Here is a 23,917-nt window from a genome sequence, read left to right as displayed (position 1 = left end):
GCAGGCAGCCTGCAACATCGCCAGGCAGCTCAAGGCGCTCCGCCGGCGCACGCCCATCGAGGCCATCACCGCCGTCTGGCAGCAAAGCCCGAGCTTTTTCACCAGCCACCCTGCCTCTACGCCGCGGGACCAAACAGCTAGGCGCCGCTGGCCAGCTCAAGGCCTTGCTGCTGCAGCACCTGCTGGACGGCAAGGGTACCACCTGTCGAATCGTGATCTCGAAGAAGCCCTGGCTTGGCGGCTGAGCTTCCGCCGCTGTTGCGGCCTCGGGCTGGAGGATGCGGTGCCAGGCGCAGTGATCGATCATGAGACCGGTCATTCGATCTCCAGAGGATCGACGGCAAAACCATTGATCGGCCATGAGGCTGCGAAGGGACGCTCCCTCGCTTCCGGATCGATGGCCGAGGCGGGTCTGGTGGAGGCCGTGTTCGATGCCTTGAACACCCGGCTCGAGCAGCGTGGCCTAGTGACCGAGGTCGGGTTCGATGCCCTCCCGCTCGCATCTTCCTGATGCGAGCCATTGCATGGATGGAGCCGGCGCCTGCTGCCGCTGGCTTCATCCGGTGCCAAGCAGCGCCGCTTCTTCGGCACCAGGGCGCACCTGGCGGTGGACAATCGATCGCCGGCACGACGATCAATTCGCCCCTGCAAGGGCGGCGGTCAGGAGATCACAGCGGGACCCGGACCTGACCCGCAGGGCCATCCTGTGCCGGCGCCGACATTGGTTCTGGGCATCGCCGCCGATGCCTTGGCTTGCGGCGATGAGCAGGCCGTGCTGGCGGACAAGGTTTGCTAGTCGGTGGAAAAACGGGAGGCGCTGGCCGAGGTTGGATCGAGGGTCTGCTGACGCTCGATGCACAGCTGGATGAATGTCGTCATCGCACCACCACGCTGCCAGGCCCTTGAAGCTCTTCGACACCATGAAGCGACGCTACCTCTACCGCCACGTGCGCAACCGCTGCCAGCTCCGGCTGCGCTGCATGCCCATGAACCGGCAAAGGGCCGATCAACTCTTCGCCTGACCGGCATCCAAAGATCCCGGGCAGGCCAATCTTGCCTTGGCCGACAGTGGATCGAGCAGGCGTCATCGCCGCAGGGCGCCCGCCGATCCGCCAAGTCATGCCGCCAAGCCACGAGCCTCGGGCATTCGCGCCGCTCTCCCATGAACCAACGCCCATTTGCGCTGATCCACTGGCCAGCCTACGCCCAGCGCCACCGGATCGAGCGCCCGCTGGCCGCTTCGGGCGATGCCGGCGCATTGCCACGCGAAATGTCCGAGCCGCGGAGCAGACCGAAGCACCCCGCCAACTACCTCGTCATGCTCCAGATCGCCGCCATCATGTTCAGGCCGGCAGTTGGAGAACTTAGCTTGGCGCGGCGGGCAGTCAGCGTTCGCGGCTACCGAAGCCGTTGCTGCCGGGCGTGCCGGGTGCGAGCGCCAGCCAGAAGGCGAAGCCGAGCCAGCCGGTCAGGAGCATCGCCAGGCCCGGTGGGCGTGCGAGCGGGTGGTCGAGGGTGAGCAGGGCGATGCCCGCCAGGCCCAGCGCGAACGGCACGATCTGGAGCCAGCCACTGCGGCCCATGTCATGCAATCGTTGAGCGACCAGGCAGAGGTTGATCCACGTCCCGGCCAGCGCGCAGGCGACGGCCACCAGCCGGGGCAGCTCGCCACCGGCCTCGGCAATGCCGCTGGTAGCGGCGACGCAGAAATTCACGAGCAGGAAATTCAGGACGAACGACCGCCGGCCCCGACGGCCGCGCGTCGAGAACCAGTCGACCGGCTCTGCCGGCACATGGTCGTCGGCGGGTGCGTTCAAGGTTCGCTGGACATGGTCAGGGCAACGGTGAGCGAGGCTTGGCACCACCAGGTGGGCGACGATGAGTGGCATGCGGATAAGCGGGTTGCGGCGTCACCAGCAGGCCGATCCAGGACATTGGCCAGCCGGCCCAAAGGCCGCTCCGCCTCTGTCGGGCCCGCTCCGGATTCCAGCATCGCCAGGCAGCGAGCGAAGGGAGCGATGCCCACCGCCGCGCTTGCCGTTCTCCGTCGATCCTGAGCATCCAGGCTGCACCGTGCATGCTAGGGCCGCGGGCCGGCGATCGAGAACGAGCGGGTCATGCCGGGTCAGTCCTCGTAGGAGTGGCCGGCGCGCAGGCCGTCGCGGATCCGCCGCGCGATTTCGGTGAAGGCCGGCGCTTCCCGGATGTCGAGGGTACGCTCCTTCGGGAAGTCGCTGTCGATCACTTCGAGGATGCGACCGGGTCTGGGCGACATGACGACGATCCTGGTCGACAGGAAGGCCGCCTCGGCGATCGAATGGGTGACGAACACGACGGTCTTGCCGGTGGTGCGCCAAAGCCGCAGCAACTGCTCGTTCAAATGGTCGCGCGTGATCTCGTCCAGCGCCCCGAACGGTTCGTCCATGAGGAGGAGTTGCGGCTCGAACGACAAAGCACGGGCGATCGAGACACGCTGCTGCATGCCGCCGGAGAGCTGCCAGGGATATTTCCCCTCGAAGCCCTCGAGGTTGACCAACTCAAGGTTGCGGCGGGCCCGCTCGGCCCGCTCCGCAGCGCTGGCGCCCATGATCTCCAGCGGCAGGGTAACGTTGCGCAGCACCGTGCGCCAGGGATAGAGCGCAGGCGCCTGGAAGACATAGCCGTAGCCACGCCGCCGCCGGTTCTCCGCAGGGCTGGTCCCGTTGACGGTGATCGACCCGCCGGTGGGCTGCTCGAGGTCGGCGATGACGCGCAGAAGGGTGGTCTTGCCGCACCCGGACGGCCCGATCAGCGATACGAAAGAGCCCCGCTCGATCGTGAGCGACACGTCCGACAGGGCCTGGACCGTGCCGTCATTGGTCTGGAAGACCAGGGCGAGATTCGCCGTCTCGACCACCGGATCCGTCGTCATCGGACCGCTGCTGACCAGATCCTGCACGCTACCTGCCACCGTTGCGCCCCCTAGCGAGCCTAGGAGCTGCGGGCCGATCCGGCTAGGCCCGGCCCGCTGCGCCGCGTGGTTCTGCTGCCTCAGCCGGCGACCTGTTCCAGGCGACGGTCGGTCCCGTGCGGACGGCTGCGGCGCCGGTCGACGGCAGCGGCCAGGGTCTCGAGCACGGCCAGCGACGTGGTCCAGTCGATGCAGCCGTCGGTGATGCTCTGGCCGTACAGGAGCGGGCGGCCCTGCACGTGGTCCTGGCGGCCGCCGACAAGGTTGCTCTCGACCATGGTGCCGATGATGCGCATCTCGCCGTCCGCGACCTGCCTTGCGACCTCGTCGATCACGACGGGCTGGTTCTCCGGCTTCTTGCCGCTGTTGGCATGGCTCGCATCGATCATGACCCGAGGCGGCACGCCTGCCCGGGCCGCTTCGGCGCAGGCCGCCTCCACGCTCTCGGCATCGTAGTTCGGCAGGCGGCCGCCACGCAGGATCACATGGCAGTCCGCATTGCCGGCGGTGGAGGCGATCGCGGAGCGGCCTTCCTTGGTGACGGCCAGGAAGTGATGGGGACGCGAGGCCGACATCACCGCCTCCGCGGCGATCCGCACGTTGCCGTCGGTCCCGTTCTTGAAGCCGACCGGGCAGGACAGGCCGGAGGCGAGCTCGCGATGGACCTGGCTCTCCGTGGTCCTGGCACCGATCGCGGCCCAGGCGACGAGGTCGGCGATGTATTGCGGCGTCGTCATGTCCAGGAACTCGCACGCCGCCGGCAGGCCCATCTCGGCGACGTCGCGCAGCAGCTGCCGCGCAAGGCGGAGGCCGCGGTCGATGTCGAAGCTGTCGTCGAGGCCGGGATCGTTGATCAGGCCCTTCCAGCCGACCGTGGTGCGTGGCTTCTCGAAATAGACCCGCATGACGATCTCGAGCTGCCCGGCGAACCGGCGCCGCTCGCCGACAAGGCGCTCGGCATAGTCAAGGGCGGCCGCCGGATTATGGATCGAGCAGGGGCCGATCACGACCGCAAGGCGGTCATCCCGCCCGTGCAGGATGTCCTGGAAGGCGCCCCTGCCGGCCGCCACCGTCGCCGTGGCCGAGGGCGTGCGCTCGATTTCGCGCATGACCTGGGATGGCGTACTCAGTTCACGGATCTGCAGGATGCGGAGATCGTCGGTGGATGCGGGCACGGGATGGTCTCCTGGGCGGGCCATGCCGGCGGCCACGAAAAAGCCGCCAGACTGGCTGGCGGCTGTTCGGGAAATGCTATCGTCTAGATCCTCAGATCGCGCATGTCCCAAGCTCCGCCAGCGGCCTTGGATAGCCGAAGAACCAAAAGTACTGGCGGGTGCGCATGTCGATCATGCCGGGCACATAACGCGATCCTGCGGGCTTGTCACGCAGCGATGATCGACGCCATCAGGCAGCTGCGGGTGCCGCTCCGATGGCTCAAGCCGCCCTGACCCGCTCGGAGAACTGCGCCACCTCGCGGCGCAGTTGTGCTGCCTGGTTAGCCAAGCCCTCGGCGGCTGCCCGCACCGTGGCAGCGACAGCGCCGACCTCCTCGACCGTGCGATGCACCATCCCGATGCTGTGCGCCGCGGAGCCGGCACCGGCCGCGGCCTCCGCGACATGGCCAGCGATGGCCTTGGTCATCTGATCCTGCTGCCCGACACAGGTCACAATGGATCCGGCGGCGTTGTCGATCTCCTGGATGGTGGCCCCGATCGAGCGGACCGATGCAATGGCGGCATGGGCCGCTTCCTGCACCGACTGGATCTGGGCCGTGATGTCGGCCGTCGCCCGGGCGCTCTGGCTCGCCAGGTTCTTCACCTCGCCGGCGACCACGGCAAAGCCCCGGCCAGCCTCGCCGGCACGCGCCGCCTCGATCGTGGCGTTGAGCGCCAGAAGGCTGGTCTGGGCCGCGATGTCCTCGATCAGGGAGACGATGCCGCTGATGGTCTGTGCCGCCTGCGCCAGCTTCACCGTTTCCTCCACCGTATCCTCGGCCACCTGGACGGCCCGTGCGGTCATGGCGCTCGTGGCGTCGACGTGACGGCCGATGGCATCGATCGACGCCGTCAGCTCGTGGCCGGCGCCGGCGGCCGTCTGCATGTTCGGGGATGCGGCGGCGGTCGCCGCATCGGCGGCCGCCATCTGCTGCTGGGTGTTCCTCGATCCCGCATGCAGTTCCGAAGCGGCCTCGGCCAGTCGCCCGGCCGCTTGCGTGAGCTTGTCGGACAGCTCGATGGACGTTCCCTCGAACGACGCCACCAGGCCAGCGACGTCGCCGCTGCGCTTCGCTTCAGCGGCATTGCGCAGCTTGAAGATATCGGCGGCGCGAGCCATGGCGCCGACTTCGTCCCGGCGCTCCTTGAACGGAATCTCAAGGGCGAGCTCGCCGGCGGCCAGGCGTGAGAAGGCCAAGGTCATCGCCCGGATCGGCCGGATGACGGCCTGCAGGAGCAGGTAGGCGACGCTCAGCCCGGCCAGCACGAACAGGAAGGCCGCCACGGCCAGCTGTTCCATGCGTACCTGCTCGGCAGCATCGAGCCGCGCTTCCAGCATGAGCCTCAGCTCGGCGCTGAGCCGGGTGCTGAGCGAGGCAAGGGAGGTGACGACACCGCTCACATCGGACGCGCTGGGCAGCGGCTGCACGGACGCAGCGGGCCCGGCCCGGGCCAGGATGGCCTCCACCCGTGCCGTCACCTCCTCCAGCGCCGGACGGAGCTGGACCAGCCTGCCGACGCTGTCGTTCGCCTGGGCCGCCTCGAATGAAGTCCGCAGATGGGCCAGCTCGTTCTGGGCCAGCGCATGAGCCACGGCCAGCTGGCTTGGCTGCGCAGGCGGTCCCACCAGCAGGCTGCCGATGCGCGCCAGCTGGTTCATCAGGCTCGGCAGGGCCACGGCCGATGCGTCCATGGCGTAGAAGCTGTCGATCTGTGGGTCGAGTATGAGGCCGGACGCATCACGGATCTGGACGATCAGTGCTTCAACGGCATTCATCGCCCCGCTTTGTTTATCCGAGTCGGCTGGTGCCGTCATCAGAGCGTGGAGGGCCTCCTCCGCATCTGCCACCAGCCCTTCCGCCTTGAAGCCGGCACCATGCTTCGCTGAAGCGGCACGTGCCTCCTCAAGAGCCGCCACGAGACCCGGTTGGTCACCTCCTGTCAGGATCGTGCGTAGCATTGCTGCCTGCACCTGACGCACGGGCTCAAGGTAGAGGTCGCCCTGGATCTCCTGCCGCGCCGTGACGATCACGACCTGCCCGGCACCGATCAGGCTCCAGAGCAGATAGGCGAGCGGCACCACGAACAGGGTGACCGCACAGCCGATCTTGCGCGCGATCCCCCAGGATTCGAACATCGGAGGCTCCCTGCCGACGCCATAAACGCAATGGCGACAGGGCCTCTTGTAGCGCGTCCGTCCTAATGAAAGGTGAATGCCGGCACCGCTGCGGATCAGCCCGCCTGCGCCATCCGCAGCACCGCCCGCAGCATCACCTCCGCACCAGCCGTCAGGTCGTCGGGCTCCGCCGACTCTTCCTCATTGTGCGACAGGCCGTCCTTGCAGGGGATGAAGATCATCGAGGTGGGCACGTGCCGCGCTGTGTAGGCGCTGTCGTGGCCGGGCCCGCTGACGATGCGGCGATGGGCATAGCCGGCCTCCTGGGCGGCGTCCTCGACGGCGGCGATGCAGTCCGGGTGGAAGGACACGGGCGGCGAGTCCCAGAGCCGGTCGACGACGAAGGGCAGCGAGTCCCGCTGGCAGGCATCCGCCACGGCTGCGCGCAGCTCCTGCTCCATGGCGTCGACCACCTGCGTCTCCGGGTGGCGCAGGTCGACCGTGAAGGTGACCTCGCCGGGGATGACGTTGCGGGACGGCTTGGCGATCTTGATCTCGCCCACGGTCGCGACGGCAGACGGCGCGTGCCGCCTTGCGATCTCGTCCAGGGCGATCACGACCTTGGACGCCGCCACCAGCGCATCCTTGCGCCGGGGCATCGGCGTGGAGCCGGCATGGCTCTCCTTGCCGGTGATGGTCACGTCCAGCCAGCGAATGCCCTGGACGCCAGTGACGACGCCGATCTGCTTGTTCTCGGCCTCAAGGATCGGGCCCTGCTCGATGTGCAGCTCGAAATGGCACTTCCAGTCGGCGGGGCTGCAGGGCTTGTCGCCCTTGAAGCCGATGCGTGCCAGCTCTTCCCCGAACGTCTTGCCGTCACGGTCCTTCAGGCCATAGGCCCAGTCCTTCGTGAAGGCGCCGGCCCACACGCCCGAGGACAGCATGGCCGGCGAGAAGCGCGAGCCCTCCTCGTTCGTCCAGTTCACCACCATGACCGGATGGTCGGTCTCGTAGCCCGCGTCGTGCAGGGTGCGCAGCACCTCCAGGCCGCAGAGCACGCCGGCGACACCGTCGAACTTGCCGCCGGTGGGCTGGGTGTCGAGATGGCTGCCGATCACGACCGGCGGCAGGTCGTCCCGGCGGCCCGGGCGGCGGGCGAACATGTTGCCCATCTCGTCGACCTCGACCGTGCAGCCGACCGCCTCCACCCAGGAACGGAACAGCTCGCGGCCGTCCTTGTCCAGGTCGGTGAGCGTCTGCCGGTTGCAGCCGCCCTTGGGCGTGGCGCCGATCCTGGCCATCTCCATGAGCGAGTCCCAGAAGCGGCGGCCGTCGACATGGAGGTTGCTGGGCTTCTGCTGCACGGGGTCGGCTCCCAATCCTGGAACGGTCGAGCCAGGGCGTATGCCGGCCGGGCGAGGCTGTCCAGCGCCGGCCTGAGCCTGCCCAGTGGCCGACCAGGTCCATGGGCAGCAGTACCATGAGGATCGGCGGGAAAAGCGGCCAAACCCGGGAACCCGGGTGAGGTAAGTCATTGGCAAGAAGAGAGAACTTGCCCGCTTGGGTTCGTTCATGCAAATTCGTGGTTGCGCGGCGTGTTCGCTGGAGCGGCCGAGCTTGCAGGCCAGCCGATCATCATAACCCGAAACGCGGGCGGCAGCACAGGCAGAACGGTCGTTCGTCATCCAAATGTCACCGGATGCCGCCACATCCCGTCCAGTTCTTCCCCAGCATTTTTGGAGACGCGCGATGGGCCGACTGCGGCATGCCTTGCTGTTGGGTGCTGCCACCGGGCTGGCCATGGCGGCCATGCCTGTCCAGGCAGCCTATTTCGAGCGGGTCGCGACCTTCCCGGTCTTCGCGAACCTGCCCGATGGCACGGACCCTGCGACGCAGACCAGCAGCGAGATCATCACGGCCACGCCCGACGGCATGACGCTCATCTACAGCGACAGCCCGAACAAGCAGATCGGCTTCATCGACATCACGGATCCGGCAGCGCCGAAGCCCGGCGGCAGCCTCGCCATGGAAGGCGAGCCTACCTCGGTGACGGTCGTGGGCGGGAAGGTGCTCGTCGCTGTCAACGCGTCCGAGAGCAAGAAGGCGCCGAGCGGCCATGTCGCGGTGGTGGACCTAGCCACCCGGAAGGTGCTGGCACGCTGCGACGTAGGCAGTCAGCCCGATTCGGTGGCGGCCAGCAAGGACGGGCGCTTCTTGGCCGTGGCTGTCGAGAACGAGCGCGACGAGGACGTGAACGACGGTGCAATCCCGCAGATGCCGGCCGGGCATCTGTCCATCCTCCAGCTCGGTGCCGATGGTGCGCCGTCCAACTGCGATGCGGCAGGAAAGGTCGACCTGACCGGAATTGCCGCCGTGGCCGGCGACGATCCGGAGCCCGAGTTCGTCGACGTGAATGACGAGGGCATCGCGGCGCTGACGCTCCAGGAGAACAACCACATCGTGCTGATCGACCTCGCCAAGGGCGAGGTGGTCGGCAGCTTTTCGGCGGGCGCGGTCGACCTCGACCGGATCCCGACCTCCAAGGAGGCGCTGATCGAGCCCACGGGCAGCCTCAAGGGCGTGGCGCGCGAGCCGGATGCGATCGGCTGGCTGCCCGGCCACCGGCTGGTGACGGCCAACGAAGGCGACTGGAAGGGCGGCTCGCGCAGCTTCACGGTCTTCGACCGGAGCGGCAAGGTGCTGTTCGAGAGCGGCAACCTGATCGAGCACATCGCGATCCGCAACGGCATGTACCCGGCCAAGCGCGCCAAGGCCAAGGGTAGCGAGCCGGAGGGCATCGAGGTCGGCCGGTTCGGGGACGAGGAGCTGATCTTCGTGGGTGCCGAGCGCGCGAACATGGTCTCGGTGTTCGCCGACAAGGGTGCGGACGCAGCGCCTGAGTTCCGGCAGGTCCTGCCGACGGGCGTGGCACCCGAGGGGCTGCTGGCAATCCCGCAGCGCAACCTGTTCGTGGTGGCCGCCGAGGAGGATTCGGCCGAGGACGCCGTGCGCTCCAACGTGATGATCTACCAGTACGGCAGCGAGGCTCCTTCCTTCCCGACCATCGTCTCGGGCGACCAGGACGGTGCGCCGATCGGCTTCGGCGCCCTGTCCGGCCTCGTCGCCGGACCGGACGGCAAGCTGTTCGCGGTCTCGGACAGCTTCTACGCGACGTCGAAGATCTTCGAGATCGATGCCGGCCGGAAGCCTGCCGTGATCACCCGGTCGATCACCGTGACCAAGGATGGCCAGCCCCAGGCCTATGACCTGGAAGGCATCGCGCTGCGCGACGGCGGGGGATTCTGGCTGGCTTCCGAGGGCAACCCGGAGCGGGAGAAGAACCCGACGGTCAACCTGCTGATCGCCGTGTCGGCCGATGGCGTGGTGGAACGCGAGATCGAACTGCCCAAGGAGGTGGCGGGCCAGGCGATCCGGTTCGGCTTCGAGGGCGTGGCCGTTATCGGCGAGGGTGACGACGAGCGGGTCGTGGTAGCGATCCAGCGGCCCTGGAAGGACGATCCAGAGAACCAGGCCAAGCTCGGCTTCTACGCTCCTTTCAGTGGCGAGTGGACCTTCGTGCGCTACCCGCTCGAGGCACCGGCCGGGAAGGGCTGGATCGGTCTCTCCGAAGTTACGTCGCTTGGCGGCAGCCGGCTGGCCCTGATCGAGCGGGACAACCAGGGAGGCCCGGCCGCGGCGGTGAAGAAGGTGACCGTCGTCGACCTGACGGATGTCGTGCCGGCAGCGGCCGGCCAGCCCCTGCCGACGGTCCAGAAGACGGCCGGCATCGACGTGCTTCCCGTTCTGCAGGATCTCCACGGGTGGACGATCGAGAAGATCGAGGGGCTGGCGATGATGCCGGACGGCCGCCTGGTGATCGTGTCCGACAATGACGGGGTGGGCGATGCGCTAGGCGAGGCTCGCTTCCTGGACCTGGGGCCGCTGGCCGCCAGCAACTGACGTCACGGCCTGCCCGTCGCGCTGGCGGGCAGGCACTCTCTGCAGCACGGAAGCCCAGGCGACCACCATCAGGGCGCCCACCATCGTGATGTGCTCCATCACGACGTAGAACTCGATCGTGCGGAACGGCTCTTCCATCGACCAGAAAGGATGGGCGATCGGGATGGTCAGCACGGTGAACACCGCCAGCATGCCGGCCCCGAGCCAGGTCCAGCGGTTCAGGATGATCAGGGCGGAGCCCGTGAGCTGCACGACGGCCGTGGCGACGTTGAACAGGGCGGCCGGCTCCAGCCCGAAATGGCTCATCTCGGCGACGCCGCCGGAGAAATCGATGAGCTTGGCCAGGCCGCTCATCCAGAACATGAACGTCACCATGGTGCGGGCGACGTAGCCGAACCAATCGTTGTCCAGGATCGCTTCGATCGCACGAGGCATGAACAAACCCTCCACAGAGTGTCTTGCCGGAGCGGTCAGCCCCGGGGTTGCAGCTCGATACCGTAACGCCGGCAGGCGTCTGTGATCTTGGACACATCGGGTGCCGATGGCGTGAAGCCGGCGGGATCGGCGACCGGCTCGCCGGCGTCCGCGTAGAAGCGCTCGTGGATGCCGCCCGGCACGTTCAGGATCAGCATCCTGGCGGTGCGGTCGCCAGCGTTGCGGAAGCCGTGCACGACGCCCCGCGGCACGTGGACGAACGAGCCCCGGCCGCATTGGCGCGCTTGGCCCGCCACCGTGATCTCGTAGGTCCCCTCCAGGACATAGAAGGATTCCGCGTCGTCGCGCTGGAGGTGCGGCGGGGTCTCCTGACCTACCCCGGTTGCCACTTCCACCAGCGAGAACGTCCCATCCGTTTCCCGTGCCGTCGCCTTGAACGTGATCAGCGTGCCAAGGAGGTGCACGGTATCGCCGATGCCCGGGAGAGGAACCATGGTTGAGACCCTTCGCTCATAATGATACACACATCGCATAAAGAGACGTTTGTCTCATAAGGGGAAGATGATGGGTGGTCAAGAAGGGTCAGAGCGGGTCGCGCAGAAGCAGCGCACGCGGCAGGCATTGCTGCAGGCGGCCAGGGAGCTGCTGGCCGAGGGCAGGCAGCCGACCGTTCCGGAGGCAGCCGACCGGGCCGGCATCTCGCGCGCCACGGCGTATCGCTATTTCTCGCGGCCGGAGGAGATGGCCCAGGAGGCGGTCCTGGATGCGGTGGCGGTCGAGTTCGAGCGCATCGACCTCGACATCGCCCGGTTTTCCGAGCCGGTGCGGCGCGCGGAGCATGTCGTGGCAGCGGTGCTGAAGATGGTGCTGGCACGCGAGGAACTGTTCCGCACCTTCCTCAGCCTTTCGGCCGCCGGCGAGCGGGCCGGACAGCGCGGCGGCCGACGGATCCGATGGCTGCGCGAGGCGCTGGCACCGGTCCAGGGCGACCTGCCGCCCAAGGCGTTCGAGCGCCTGCTTCACGGCCTGGCGCTGACCTGCGGGATCGAGACGATCGTGGTGCTGAAGGATGTGTGCAGTCTGGACGATCCGCAGGCCGAGAACACGGCGCGCTGGGTTGCGGGCCTGCTGGTCGAGGGTGCGCTCCGGGAGGCTTCAGGCCGCTGATGCGGCCGGGCGCTCCAGGCGGTCCTTCACCCAGAGCTCCTGCACCAGCACCATCGCCGCAGCGGCGAGCGGCATCGCCAGCGCCACGCCCAGCATGCCGAACAGGATGCCCATCACGATCTGCGCCAGCAGGATGACCACCGGCGGAAGGTCGACCGTGCGCTGCTGGATCACCGGCGTGATCAGGTAGCTCTCGACGGCCTGCACACCCATGTAGAGCGCCACCACGGCCAGCGTCGTGCCCAGGCCTTCGCTCGCCGCGATCAGGACGGCTGGCACCAGCGACATCAGTGGCCCGATGTTCGGGATGAAGGTCAGGACGGTCGCGATCAGCGCCAGGACCAGGGCGATCGGGATGCCGAGCAGCCAAAGGCCCAGCCAGGTCAGGCAGCCGACGATGGCGGCGGAGATCATCGTGCCGAGGATCCAGCCTTCAAGCTTCTCCCCGATCAGTTCCAGCACCTCGCGGCTGCGGGGCCGGTGGCGCATGGGCAGGAGGCGGACCAGGCCGCGGCGGTAGAGAGGCGGGTCGACGGCCAGATAGATCCCGACGACGATCATCACGAGGCCGCTGCCCAGTGCCCCAAGCGTCCCGGTGATCACGCCGAAGCCGCTGCCCATCAGCTGGAAGATCCGGGAACTGCCGACATCGCTCAACTGCTGCGGAGCGTCTGCCAGCGGCCCCTCGTCCGGCAGCCGCTCGACCACGCGGCCCTTCAGGTTGCCCCAGGCCGCCGGCACCTGCTGGGTCAGGTCCTCGACCTGCTGCGTGACCTGCGGCGCCAACAGCCAGATGCCGCCGAACAGCAGCACGGCCAGCGACAGGACCACCACTGCAAGGGCGGCCGGGTCGGGCATGCCAGTCCAGGCGGCGAGGCGCCGGGTCAGTCCGCGGAACAGGACCGCCAGGAGGATGCCCGCGAACAGGAGGAGCAGGGCGTCGTGGATCAGGTACACGATGCCGATGGCCAGAATGATGCCGATCATCCACCAGATCGCGCGGGCAGTATCGCTGGCCGGGCGTGCCGCCTCGCCCGAGGCGCGTCCGCCTGCCTGCATCATCGGTTTCTACTCCATCCGGTCTGGGCAACTGTGCTCGGCAACGGTCAGGGCCGGGCCATCGTTCCTCCGCATGTGCGGGAAGAGATCGTCGGCCTTGACGGGGTCGAGAACCTGCCCAAAGGTCCGGACAAGATCGGGAGGGGCAATGATCCGACTATTCGGACGCAGGAAGACGGCCAGCCGTGCCGCCGCATGGGCGGTCTGATGGAAGCCGACGCCCCGCTCCTCCGCCTCGAAGGCATCGTGAAGTCGTTTCCCGGCGTCCGCGCGCTGCGGGGAGTGAGCTTCGACGTGCGCCCGGGCGAGGTCCATGCGCTGCTGGGCGAGAACGGGGCGGGCAAGTCGACCCTGATCAAGGTGATGTCCGGCGTCCACCAGCAGGACGAGGGCACGCTCTACGTCGACGGCAAGCCGGTCCGGTTCACGAGCCCGCAGGAAGCGCAGGCCGCCGGCATCGCCGCCATCTACCAGGAACTGCTGCTGTTCCCCGAGCTCACGGTCGCCGAGAACGTGTTCATGGGGCACGCGCCGCGCCTCTCATGGGGCGGGGTCGACTGGGCGACCATGCGGGCGCGGACCGCCGAGATCCTCCACTCGCTGGACATCCACGACCTCGACCTCGATGCGCCCGTGGGCGCATTGTCGGTCGGCAACCGCCAGCGCGTCGAGATCGCCAAGGCGCTCTCGATGAACGCCCGCGTCCTGATCATGGACGAGCCTACGGCGGCCCTGACCGAGGCGGATGTCGAGCGCCTGTTCGGCATCGTCCGCCGCCTGCGCGCCCGTGGCGTCGGCATCATCTATATCAGCCACCGGCTGGTGGAGATCTTCGACCTGGCCGACCGGGTGACCGTGCTGCGCGACGGCGAGTATGTCGCCACCCGCGAGGTCAAGGACGTGACCGAGCCCCTGCTGATCTCGATGATGGTCGGCCGCACCATCGACCAGCTCTATCCGCACCGCGAGCCCAAGCCGCCCGGCGCCACGCTGCTGGAAGCGCGCAGCGTCGCGTTCCCCGGAACGGTCGAGGAAGCGAGCCTGACCCTGCGCGCAGGCGAGATCGTGGGCCTGGCCGGCTTGGTCGGGTCCGGCCGCAGCGAATTCGCCCAGATCCTGTTCGGCATCACCCCGGCCAGTGCCGGCCAGATCCTCGTCGACGGCAAGCCGGTCACCATCCGCAGCCCGTCCGATGCCAAGCGCCACGGCATCGCCTATGTCCCCGAGGATCGCGGGATCCAGGGCCTGATCCGGCCGATGCGGATCCGGCACAATGTCTCGCTGGCGATCCTGGACGAGATCTCCCGCTTCTTCTTCATCGACCGCAACCGAGAGCAGGACCTGGCCAAGCGCGACATCGCCCGCTTCTCGATCCGGGCCAGCAGCATGGACCAGGTCGTCGGCAAGCTGTCCGGCGGCAACCAGCAGAAGGTGGTGCTGGCGAAGTGGCTCGCGACGAAGCCCAGGATCCTGATCCTGGACGAGCCCACCCGCGGGATCGATGTCGGCGCGAAGGCGGAGATCCACCGGATCATGAGCGAGCTGGCGGGGCAGGGGCTGGCGATCCTGATGATCTCGAGCGAGCTGCCCGAGGTGCTGGGCATGAGCGACCGGGTGCTGGTGATGCGGGAAGGACGGATCGTGGCGGGTTTCGACCGGGCTGAAGCCACCCAGGAGGTCATCGCCGGCGCCATGATGCGCGTCGTGCCGGCCGGGATGGCCGCCTGAGATGGCCGCCAGTCTCGCCCTGACCCAGCAGCCCTCCTTCTCGACCAAGCTGCGCAAGCTCGCGATCAGCCAGGAAGGCATCCTGCTGATCGCCATCATCGTCCTGTTCGTGGCGGTCGGCGCCTACAACCAGCGCTTTCTGTCCGCCAACAACCTGTCCTCGATCTTCCTCGGCAACGCCTATATCGCCGTGGCCGCGATCGGCATGTCGATGGTGATCATCTCCGGCAACATCGACGTGTCGGTGGGCTCGCTGATCGGCGTGCTCGCCACGATCTCCGGCACGCTGGCCGTGAACGGCTGGCCGCTCTGGCTGGCCTGGACCATCCCGATCCTGGTCGGCATGGCGATCTCCGCCGTCAACGGCTGGCTGGTGGCCTATATGCGCGTGCCGTCGATCGTGGTGACGCTCGGCATGCTGTCCATCCTCAAGGGCGGCCTGATCAGCATCACGGCCGGTGCCTGGATCAACAACCTGCCCGACGGCTTCCATCTGGCGCAGCTCCGCCCGTTGGGCGTGCCGATGGCGGTCTGGTTCATGATCGTCCTGACGATCCTGGCTGCGGCCTGGATGCGCTACTCGGCCTTCGGGCGGTCCATCTATGCCGTGGGCGGCAATGCCGAGGCGGCCCGCCTGGCAGGCATCGACCGCAAGCGCACGGTCTTCATCGTGTTCGTCATCCACGGCTTCTTCGCCGGGATCGCAGCCATCCTGTTCGCGACGCAGCTCTCGGTGATCCAGTCCACCGTGCCGCCCAACCTGGAGCTGACGGTCATCACCGCGTCGGTCGTGGGCGGGGTCAGCATCCTGGGCGGGACCGGCACGGTCGTGGGCTCCACCCTGGCCGCGATCCTGATCGCCGCGATCGGCTCCTCGCTGGTCTTCATCAACGTATCTCCGTACTGGCTGCGCGCCGTCCAGGGTCTCCTGATCCTCCTGACCGTGCTCGCCGACCTCGCGCGCCGCAGCAAGCGCGCGCGGCATCGCTGAGAAGGTGACGCGCATGGCATCCACAGTCGCGACCCATGGCCAGCACGAGCGCTATGCCGGCTTCAAGCGCCACGAGGTCATCCTCCTGTTCGTGCTGATCGCGGCGATCGCACTGCTCGCCTTCCGCTCCGAGCAGTTCCTGACCACCGGCAACCTCTTGAACCAGGGCCGTCTCCTGGTCGAGGTCGGGCTCATGGCCCTGCCAATGACCTTCATCATCATCACCGGCGGCATCGACCTGTCGGTCGGCTCGATCATGGGCTTGTGCGCGATCCTGCTCGGCGTGTTCTGGCAGAAGCTGGGCCTGCCGCTGGAGGGGGCGATCGCGCTGTCCATCCTGGTGGGCGCGTTCGCCGGCTTCGTGAACGGCTGGTTCATCACCAGGGTCGGCGTCCCGCCGCTGATCATGACCCTGGCGACGCTGGCGCTCTATCGCGGGCTGGCCGAGGGTATCAGCCAGGCGAGGTCGGTCCGCGGCTACCCGGAATGGTTCCTGCAACTCGGGCAGGGGGAGCTGTTCGGCGTGCCGACCCAGCTCTGGCTGCTGCTGGTGTTCTTCGTGATCACCGCGATCGTCCTGACCTTCACCACCTTCGGCCGCTCCCTCTACGCGATCGGCAACAACGAGGTGGCGGCGCGCTTTTCCGGCATCCCGGTCGACCGCATCAAGACCTCGATCTACACCATGTCCGGCTTGATGGGTGGCCTCGCCGCCTGGGTGTTCGTATCGCGCGTGAGCACGACCCGCTCCGACATGGGTACCGGCCTGGAGCTCGACGTGATCACGGCCGTGGTGCTGGGCGGCACCAGCATCTTCGGCGGGACCGGGACGATCCTCGGGACCGCGCTGGGGGTCGTGCTGATCCAGCTGCTCAAGAACGGGCTGGCGCTGTCGGGCGTCAAGGGCGACGGCACCATCGTGGTGATCGGCGTGATCCTGATCCTTTCGATCCTCGTCAGCGACCTGCTGCGGAGGCAGCGCGGCGCGGAGCATTGATCGTCGTGGTTGATTCAAGGGAGGCGAAGAGACGAACGATGAAGAAGACCCTGTTCACGGCCTTGAGCCTGAGCGTGCTGCTCGGGTCGGCCAGCGCCATGGCGCAGAGCCGCTGGGATGGCGCCGACGACCTGCCGGTGGCGCCGCTGGCCTGCGACGGCACCGCGGGGGCGGTCGAAGCGAAGCCCTATGACGGTGCGCAGCCGACGAACGCGCCGGATCGCGCGGGCAAGAAGCTTACCCTGGTCGACGTGCCCAAGCTGATCGGCATCGGCTATTTCAACGCGACGTCGAAGGGCATGCAGGACGCCGCAAAAGAACTCGGCAACGTCGAGGTCACGACCGACGGCCCGACGAAGGCCAACATCGACGAGCAGATCACCTTCATCGACAACTACATCACCCGTGGCGTCGATGGCATCCTGTTCGCTGCCAACGACACCGTGGCCATCGCGCCCGTCCTGAAGAAGGCGCTGGAATCCGGCATCCACGCGATCGGCTATGACAGCAACTCGACGCCCGATTCGCGCGAGTGGTTCGTGAACCAGGCCGAGTTCAACGGCATCGCCAAGGCGATGGTCGACAACATGGCCAAGGAGATCGGCGAGGACGGCTCGTTCGCCATCGTCACCAGCACCTTCACCACGCCGAACCAGGCGCGCTGGATCGCCGAGATGTCGGCTTATGCGGAAGCCTGCCACCCGAACATGAAGTGGCTGGAGACCGTCGAGGCTCAGGAGGACAACATCCTGTCCTTCAACCAGGCGTCCACGCTGATCAACAAATATGGCGACGAGCTGAAGGGCATCTTCGGCATGACCAGCGTGGCCACGCCGGCCTCGGCCGAAGCGGTGACCCAGGCCGGTCAGTGCGGCAAGATCTCCGTGGTCGGCCTGTCCACGCCGAACTCCATGCGTCCGTACGTGAAGTCGGATTGCGTGAAGTCGGTGGTCCTGTGGAACCCGGTCGATCTCGGCTATGCCGCGGTCTATGCGGCCCGTGCCGCGGCGGACGGCAAGCTGAAGCCGGGCGCCACCGAGCTGGAAGCCGGCAAGCTCGGCAAGCTGCCGGTGGTCAACGGCTCCGAGATCCTGCTCGGGCCTCCCTTCGTCTACGACAAGAGCAACATCGACAACTTCGACTTCTGACCGGCCTCACATCGCCGGCATCGTCACGGCATGGCAGGACATCCTGCCATGCCGTTTCTTTTTGCGCTTCGGCAGGACGACGGTTCATGCGACACTTTCCGGCTGGGCGGTCAGACGGCGGGAAGGCATGCGCATTGGTCATGATTTCTGCAGGAACGAACCCGGGGACTCGGCCGATATCAGTGGTTTAGAACATTTTCGACGGCACTGGCCCGGTCCGCGCCATCACCTCGCCGACAGTCGTGCGCCCTTTGAGGATCGCTGCCACCGTCTCGGCCATTGCCGCCGGTCCTGCCACTTGCGCCCACCAGCGCAAGCCTGCCCGCTGCAGATCCTCCAGCCGGCCCGGCACCGCCAGCAGGCCCTCGACGGTCTGCTCCAGGTCGCTCCAGCGCCGCAGCCGGATCGCCGGCGCCGACCGATAGAACCAGAAGTCCGGCAGTTCCTCGCAGACCACCGCGCAGCCGGCTCGCATCGCCTCGAAGAAGCGCTGCGTCTCCGGCGTGGTCCCCCGCGGCGCCACGCAGATCCGGGTGTCCATCAGCCGCCGCGCATAGTCGTTGCCTGCCGGCGAGTGGCTGGCCTGGTAGGTCTGGTTGAGCTGCAGGGCGATTGGCCAATCGGGGCGCTCCGCCTGCAGCTTGCACAGGGCCGCCGCCATCTGCCGGCGGGCGTTCAGCTTGGGCAGGTTGGCCAGGCGAGGGTAGAGGGCGAGCGGCGAGACCTGCGCGTTGTGCAGGCTGCCTGCGAACCAGACCAGGTTCGCCCGCCCGGCCATAGGCTCGATGGGCAGGTCTTCCTGCCGGGCGTAGCCCAGCGGGATGGGCAGGGTCTTGGCAGCCAGGACCTGGTGGCGGACTCGCCCCATGCGCCAGGCGATGGCGAGGTCCTGCAGCCGGTTGCGCTCGACCCGCATCCGGTCCAGCAGCCAGGGCATGTCCGGCCGGAACGGCTCCACGGCGTGCGGCCGCATACCATAAGCCTTGAGCACGAGCCCAGCGCGCTCGTAGCGCCAGGGCGTGAGCGATCGTTCCTCGCCATACATGAACACAACGCAGTCCCCGTCCAGGCCCTGGATGTCGTGCTTGCCGTCATAGGTGATGAACCAGCGGCGCTTCAGTCCGTGGTCGCGGACCAGGTGCCGGATGATGTTCAGGAAGTATTCGTAGCGCTCGCCCGTGCCCGTTTCCGCCGGACCAACCTGCAGCACATGCGACGCCCCGCCGATCCGGATATTGCCGACCGTGACCGGCTCCGCCGTGGAGCCGATCGTCATGCCGCTTTGGGCACGGCATACTCGTCATGATAGGAACGCATCGTGCCCAGCAGGATCTCCGGCAGCCTCATCGTCGGCACCCAGCCGAGCAGCCGCTCAGCCTTGCCGATGTCGGGCATGCGCCGGTCGCAGTCCTCATAGCCCTTGCCGTAGAACTGCTCGGCCGAGGTCGTCACGATCGGGTGGTCGTTGTAGCGCGGATCGCCCGTGATCGTCGCATAGGTCCGGCGCATCAGGTCCGCCAACTCGGCCATGGTGACCTCGTTCTGGCGGTTGCCGATGTTGAAGATCTGGTTCTGCGAGGCCTCCGGCTTCTCCAGCACCCGCCGGATGGCGTCCACCGCCTCGTAGATCGAGACGATCGTCCGGCGCGCGTGGCCGCCGTCGACCAGCTGCATGGGCTCGCCCGACAGCAGTGCCGCCATGAAGCAGGCCAGCACGCGCGGGACGCCGTCACCGTCCCGGGTCGGGATATAGTCCATGCGCGGGCCGAAGAAGTTCAGCGGCCTGATGATCGTGAACGGCAGGCCTTCCTCGGTGTGGTGGGCATAGATCAGCCGCTCGGTCATCTGCTTGGCGCAGGCATAGGTCCAGCGCTGGTTCCTGATCGGCCCCATGATCAGCGGGGTCTCGTCCTCGCGCAGCTCGTAGAGATCCGGGTCGGCATCGCTGCTAGCTGGCAGGTAGCTCGAGATCGTGCGTCCGTAGGTCTCGCTGGTCGAGAAGCTCACCAGCCAGCGCCGGTGCTTCGCGCAGAGTTCCACGATCGGGTACACGTCGAACAGGTTGGCGCGGATGACCGCGAGCGGCTGCGTGTTGTAGTCCGCCGGATTGCAGATCGCCGCGAGGTTGATCACCACGTCGCAATGCACGATCGCCCGCTCGACCTCGACCAGCGCCTCGGGAGCATGGGCGACCGTACGGTGAAGGGTGAAGCGCGGATTGACGAGATGACGGCGTATCTTGCGATCCTCCGGATCCCATCCTTCGATCTGGTAGCGAGGATCATCCAGAAGATTGTCCAGAAGATGGCTGCCGACAAAGCCACCACATCCGAGGATCACCACACGCACGCCTGGTTCCTTCGCTACATCATGCGCGCCTGTCATGGCGCCTGAAGCTGAAGCAGCACTCCGCCGCCGGTCGAGCAGACACAAGCAAAGCCGCCGATCGCGTCAGGATTCGGCGTTCAGCTTCCAGGTGATCACCGGAAAGCGCGAAGCACCTGACGGTGATTGAACCAGATCGTGTCGACCCGCGACGAACAAGCCACCGCTTCTCCTCGTGAGCCTACTAGCATGCCTATCAGGTCATTCAACTGACGATTTCGGAAGCGTGAAGGAGTGCTCATCTCCCACGTACCAGTTGTCACCGCGCATCCACATCCTGCCGCTTGGCTGCTCGGATTTGCTCTACTTTTGGTTGAACCGGGCTAGGTGCTTCCGCAAAGGGGACAAAGCGTCCCGGTCAGGCAAGCTTCCAGCGGCGCAGACGGGTTCCAGCCGTACACAGGTTGCAGGCAACTCTGCCTTGACCTGAATGGGCCGCTCCTTGAGCGCCATGTGCGCCTGAGACAAGCGGCTCTTCCCGTGCGGTTGCCGATCTCGGCTGCTCGCCGAACCATCGAAGACCTCCAGAACTGACGGCGAGCATGGCGTCGGCGCGACGAACTTCCGGGCCTCTTGAACCCAGGGGCAGAGTCGGCAGCGATGCCTGACACTCGCACGGAGAATGGCAGGGGAAATTACGGCGGGGTACCCAACCACGGACGCGCTGCCGCTGTTCGGCGGGCGCCGGCACGGAGGCGGGCGAGGCGGTGGACCAGGGGAGCCTGGTTGGTCATCCGCTAGTGGTGCAGCCTCGAGGCACTGCTCCTGCAGCACCTGCGCTGTCTTCTGGCGGCTGCCATATCGGTATCTGGAAGAGGCACCCGGCCTGCCGGATGCGACGCCCGCTCACAACCTCCTGAGGCAAGCCAGCCGGCGCCGGCTGACAATGGCTGGTGGAGGCCGATGCGAAGGGGCCGCCTTGGCACAAGGCAAGGTGCCCGAGCGGGACCCGGTAGCCGGCTCCACCTGGGAAGGCCGGCACAGCTTTTTCGGCTCGGACCTGGTCCGCCACGGTGCTCCGGCAACGATCGCCATTCCCTTCGTCCCAACAGAAGCTTGCGACCCAGCAATGGACCAAGCACCGAAAGGTCTGCCAACGTAATGCTAAGCGAAGAGCAGGCCGCCAGGTGCAGGCTCCGATCTGCTATCGTTCCAGCGGAGCGGATCGTCGGCCAGACAGACAGAGAAACCGGGTGGGCGAGGTGGCCGGCATCGGGGTCGTCCGTCATTCCGGCCCCAGGCGCTGCGATGGCGGGCGCCGTTCCGGGCCATCCGTGATGGATGGAAACGCTGACGCGGCAAACTTCAGCATCGAACAGCACACCCCTCGCAGGGGTCGTGCGGCACGAGGGTCGCGGACGTCGGCCCAATTCGCCCGATCTCGAACTCTGGAGGCTGCGATGCGTCTGCAGAGAACTGAGTAGCCTGCTTGAGCATGATGCAGGCAAAGGCGACCAGATGGAGATCGGCGAGGGTGCTCGCGCAGCGCTCATTGTCCCTCACCAAGGGCCGAAAAGCGTGTGGCCCGTGCGAAGATCCTCCACAGCCCGTCATCGACCAGCGGGCCGATGACCCGCTTCCCGAAGCGATGGCGGCGAGCCACCGCTGGGGGCGGCGCGGCAGCAGCATTGAGCCTTTCTTCAATTGTGCAGTCTCACGACCCCCAGTTCGATACCATGAGCCTTGGCAGCGTCGGCGGCTTGTCGGCCGCTGCAGCCATGGCCGACACAGGCCAGACGCACCTTTTGGCCGGCGGCGGCCTGCACTGCCTGCGCCAGGCGGCCAATCTCGGCCGGGTCATCCGCGTTGGCAGGCGTAACGTGCAGCGCCGGCAGCTGGCCCGGCGTATCCATGGCCAGATGCAGGTTGGAAGCCTTCGTGCGCCTGGCGCCATCATCCCCGGATCGCTGCCCACCTTTGGATGAAGGAACGTAGGGCCCGACCCTCCAGCACAGCAGCGCTCGGTCGAGCGTTGCGCCTCGCGGCCAAACGCAAGACCATGTTGAGCTCCTCTGCAGATCCTTGAGGCGGCCCGCTGCCAGCCAACGCTGTGCCTGCCGATGAACCACTGCCCAGGGCGGCAGCTAGTTCGGCATCCATCGCCAGGCGCGCCAGTCTTCACTAGGAACCGCAAGCCGCAGAAGACTTCGCGCAGCTCCCGTTGTCCGGCATCTTGCGGCGACAGCGTCAGACAGGATCCGACCAGCGCCCATTCCTCATCAGACCCATCGGGTGGGTACGGCTTGCGGGCACTCATGCTCCACAGCCTGATCATCACTTCGCCATGTGGGACCCGTGGGGGCCCGCTTCCTAGGCGCATCGGCTTGAGCGCGAGACACGTGATGGCATGGCGAGAGACAGCATACTGTTGTGAGTGCCTCGCTGGAACTGGAGAGCCAGAAGACAAATCGGCCGGTCGGCGGCTCCGGATCTTACAGTTCCTGGATTCTGATCCTGCCAGGTGGCCGTCGGCAACCGCAGGAACTGCCATGGCATCAGCGGGAGGAAAGCGCTGACGCAACGATGGCTGTTGCGGCAAAGGCGATGCCGGTGGTTTCGCATCAGACACCGGCTGGATGGCAGGCTGCACCGCGCCCATCCAGCCGGTCAATCATGTCGAATCAGGTTCTGGCCCACATCGGAATGCGCCCGAACTCCAGACCACCACGCCAAGTGGAAACCGATCGCGCGGGCAGGCAGGGGCTGATGCCAGCTGCGCCCGACGGTGCTGCTATCGCTTTCGGGTCAGCGGCAGGGGCAGGCCTGGCTCGCCCGCCACATCGGGTTCCAGATAGAGCGTGTCGCCGACGATCGTGCCGAGGAGTGGTACATCGCTGACGAGCGCTTCTTTCTTCTCCAGCCGGATGACGCCGTCGGTGGATGTCCAGACCCATTCGCTCGGGCCGGCAGCGCCTGTCGAGGTTGCCGTTCCGTCGGCGCGGAACTGGATGGTGCCGGCAGAGGTCTGGATGATCCGGTCCACTTCCGCCTGCATGGCATCACGAGCATGCAGGCGCGCGTCGACCGGCAGGTCAGCAAACTCCTCGGCCATCACCGCATCGACATCCGCCCGCAAGGCCGCCTCGTCCAAGACCCAGGCGCCAATCAGGGCAACGTCCTCTTGTGCCCACGCCGGCAAACAGCCGAGAAGGAACAGCCCCAAGACGGCCAAGACCGTCTGTCGGGTTGAGGCCTGGAACCCGCCGCGCATGGCCTGTCTCAGCGAACCGGCACCAGGACCCAGACCAGCTCACCCAGAAGTCCCTGGTCCGGATTAGTCTCGTCGATCCCGAAGGTCAGCTCGATGCGATCAGGTTGGACTTTCCCCAGCAGGTCGGGACTTTCCGGATCATCGTCGGTAACGACCAGACGCTCGCCCTCAAGGCGCCACTCACCCCGGTGCTGATCCGCTGAGTCCGGCTCATTGAAAACAACCGTGCCGTCCGCCCCGAACTCGACCGTTGCCGCTATGCTCCTGCTCATCTCTGCCTTCAGGTCTTCCCGCTGATCGTCCAGCATCGCGCGCATGTCCGCCTTTTGACCTTCGGGCGCTTGGGCCAGCAAGGCTTCGAGCAGTTGATCCAACGTCCGCTCCAGGCTGGCTTGCTCGAGATGCCACACCCCCACGGGGCTGGTGGCCGAAGCGATCGGCCAAGCCAGCAACATGACGAAAGCGAAGACCAGGGCGGGCACGGCGTTCACTCCGGAGGACCATTCCTACAGCATGGCCGACCAGCACGCAGATCGCCAGCCCGATCCGCTGAGGT

General features: G+C 67.0%; 18 protein-coding genes and 2 pseudogenes. 7 read left to right on the top strand and 13 right to left on the bottom strand.

Annotated features, from left to right (window positions below; genetic code table 11):
- Positions 1 to 511, top strand: a pseudogene (locus tag VHL31_RS06900) (hypothetical protein); the annotation flags it as partial.
- Between the two features lie 874 nt (positions 512 to 1,385).
- Here VHL31_RS06900 and VHL31_RS06895 read toward each other — a convergent pair.
- The 5 genes from VHL31_RS06895 to VHL31_RS06875 form a co-directional block, all read right to left on the bottom strand.
- Positions 1,386 to 1,817: a DUF805 domain-containing protein gene (locus VHL31_RS06895; RefSeq protein WP_329660471.1), complete on the bottom strand. Its 432-nt coding sequence runs from the start codon at positions 1,815 to 1,817 to the stop codon at positions 1,386 to 1,388.
- 308 nt (positions 1,818 to 2,125) lie between these two features.
- Positions 2,126 to 2,911, bottom strand: coding sequence for an ABC transporter ATP-binding protein (locus VHL31_RS06890; protein ID WP_329660470.1), 786 nt, complete (start codon positions 2,909 to 2,911; stop codon positions 2,126 to 2,128).
- A 119-nt stretch (positions 2,912 to 3,030) separates the two neighbouring features.
- Entirely contained in the window at positions 3,031 to 4,125 is a 1,095-nt protein-coding gene (locus VHL31_RS06885; protein WP_329660469.1) for a 3-deoxy-7-phosphoheptulonate synthase, read from the bottom strand.
- Positions 4,126 to 4,384: 259 nt separating this feature from the next.
- Complete coding sequence (locus tag VHL31_RS06880) at positions 4,385 to 6,301, bottom strand: methyl-accepting chemotaxis protein (RefSeq protein ID WP_329660468.1); 1,917 nt, start codon at positions 6,299 to 6,301, stop codon at positions 4,385 to 4,387.
- Between the two features lie 95 nt (positions 6,302 to 6,396).
- Positions 6,397 to 7,644, bottom strand: a complete 1,248-nt coding sequence (locus tag VHL31_RS06875) for a Zn-dependent hydrolase (protein ID WP_329660467.1) — start codon at positions 7,642 to 7,644, stop codon at positions 6,397 to 6,399.
- 385 nt (positions 7,645 to 8,029) lie between these two features.
- Here VHL31_RS06875 and VHL31_RS06870 point away from each other — a divergent pair, with 385 nt between their 5' ends.
- Entirely contained in the window at positions 8,030 to 10,240 is a 2,211-nt protein-coding gene (locus tag VHL31_RS06870; RefSeq protein WP_329660466.1) for an esterase-like activity of phytase family protein, read from the top strand.
- Here the strand turns inward: VHL31_RS06870 and VHL31_RS06865 are convergent.
- Positions 10,190 to 10,675: a DoxX family protein gene (locus VHL31_RS06865; RefSeq protein WP_329660465.1), complete on the bottom strand. Its 486-nt coding sequence runs from the start codon at positions 10,673 to 10,675 to the stop codon at positions 10,190 to 10,192. The two genes, VHL31_RS06870 and VHL31_RS06865, sit on opposite strands and share 51 nt — an antisense overlap.
- A 35-nt stretch (positions 10,676 to 10,710) precedes the next feature.
- Complete coding sequence (locus VHL31_RS06860) at positions 10,711 to 11,169, bottom strand: cupin domain-containing protein (RefSeq protein ID WP_329660464.1); 459 nt, start codon at positions 11,167 to 11,169, stop codon at positions 10,711 to 10,713.
- Positions 11,170 to 11,236: 67 nt separating this feature from the next.
- On the opposite strand from VHL31_RS06860, the gene VHL31_RS06855 reads away from it, so the two are divergent.
- Complete coding sequence (locus VHL31_RS06855) at positions 11,237 to 11,842, top strand: TetR/AcrR family transcriptional regulator (protein ID WP_329660463.1); 606 nt, start codon at positions 11,237 to 11,239, stop codon at positions 11,840 to 11,842.
- Here the strand turns inward: VHL31_RS06855 and VHL31_RS06850 are convergent.
- On the bottom strand, positions 11,831 to 12,904 hold the full coding sequence (locus VHL31_RS06850; RefSeq protein ID WP_329660462.1) for an AI-2E family transporter: 1,074 nt from the start codon (positions 12,902 to 12,904) through the stop codon (positions 11,831 to 11,833). The genes VHL31_RS06855 and VHL31_RS06850 overlap by 12 nt on opposite strands.
- A 30-nt stretch (positions 12,905 to 12,934) precedes the next feature.
- Here VHL31_RS06850 and VHL31_RS06845 point away from each other — a divergent pair, with 30 nt between their 5' ends.
- Genes VHL31_RS06845 through VHL31_RS06830 form a run of 4 tightly spaced genes read left to right on the top strand, consistent with a single transcriptional unit; the run spans position 12,935 to position 17,765 of the window.
- Positions 12,935 to 14,629, top strand: coding sequence for a sugar ABC transporter ATP-binding protein (locus VHL31_RS06845; protein WP_329660461.1), 1,695 nt, complete (start codon positions 12,935 to 12,937; stop codon positions 14,627 to 14,629).
- Position 14,630: 1 nt separating this feature from the next.
- Positions 14,631 to 15,620, top strand: a complete 990-nt coding sequence (locus VHL31_RS06840; RefSeq protein ID WP_329660460.1) for an ABC transporter permease — start codon at positions 14,631 to 14,633, stop codon at positions 15,618 to 15,620.
- A gap of 13 nt (positions 15,621 to 15,633) precedes the next feature.
- Positions 15,634 to 16,617 (top strand): ABC transporter permease, encoded by a 984-nt coding sequence (locus VHL31_RS06835; RefSeq protein WP_329660459.1) that lies wholly within the window; start codon positions 15,634 to 15,636, stop codon positions 16,615 to 16,617.
- 38 nt (positions 16,618 to 16,655) lie between these two features.
- The gene (locus VHL31_RS06830; RefSeq protein ID WP_329660458.1) at positions 16,656 to 17,765 is read left to right on the top strand and encodes a substrate-binding domain-containing protein; all 1,110 of its coding nucleotides are present in this window, start codon (positions 16,656 to 16,658) and stop codon (positions 17,763 to 17,765) included.
- Between the two features lie 187 nt (positions 17,766 to 17,952).
- Here VHL31_RS06830 and VHL31_RS06825 read toward each other — a convergent pair whose 3' ends face one another.
- From VHL31_RS06825 to VHL31_RS06800, 5 genes and pseudogenes are all read right to left on the bottom strand, one after another.
- Positions 17,953 to 19,041, bottom strand: a complete 1,089-nt coding sequence (locus VHL31_RS06825; RefSeq protein WP_329660457.1) for a hypothetical protein — start codon at positions 19,039 to 19,041, stop codon at positions 17,953 to 17,955.
- Positions 19,038 to 20,114, bottom strand: a complete 1,077-nt coding sequence (locus VHL31_RS06820; protein ID WP_329660456.1) for an NAD-dependent epimerase/dehydratase family protein — start codon at positions 20,112 to 20,114, stop codon at positions 19,038 to 19,040. The genes VHL31_RS06825 and VHL31_RS06820 overlap by 4 nt, the downstream gene beginning before the upstream one ends.
- A gap of 1,437 nt (positions 20,115 to 21,551) precedes the next feature.
- Positions 21,552 to 22,407, bottom strand: a pseudogene (locus VHL31_RS26880) (transposase); the annotation flags it as partial.
- A gap of 474 nt (positions 22,408 to 22,881) precedes the next feature.
- Complete coding sequence (locus tag VHL31_RS06805; protein ID WP_329660454.1) at positions 22,882 to 23,241, bottom strand: hypothetical protein; 360 nt, start codon at positions 23,239 to 23,241, stop codon at positions 22,882 to 22,884.
- A gap of 128 nt (positions 23,242 to 23,369) precedes the next feature.
- Positions 23,370 to 23,843, bottom strand: coding sequence for a hypothetical protein (locus VHL31_RS06800; RefSeq protein WP_329660453.1), 474 nt, complete (start codon positions 23,841 to 23,843; stop codon positions 23,370 to 23,372).
- Positions 23,844 to 23,917: the final 74 nt, after the last annotated feature.

Source organism: Geminicoccus sp. (genome assembly GCF_036263595.1).
Taxonomy (GTDB): domain Bacteria; phylum Pseudomonadota; class Alphaproteobacteria; order Geminicoccales; family Geminicoccaceae; genus Geminicoccus.
Note: the sequence above shows the minus strand (reverse complement) of the source record. Positions and strands in the feature narration are given on the sequence as shown.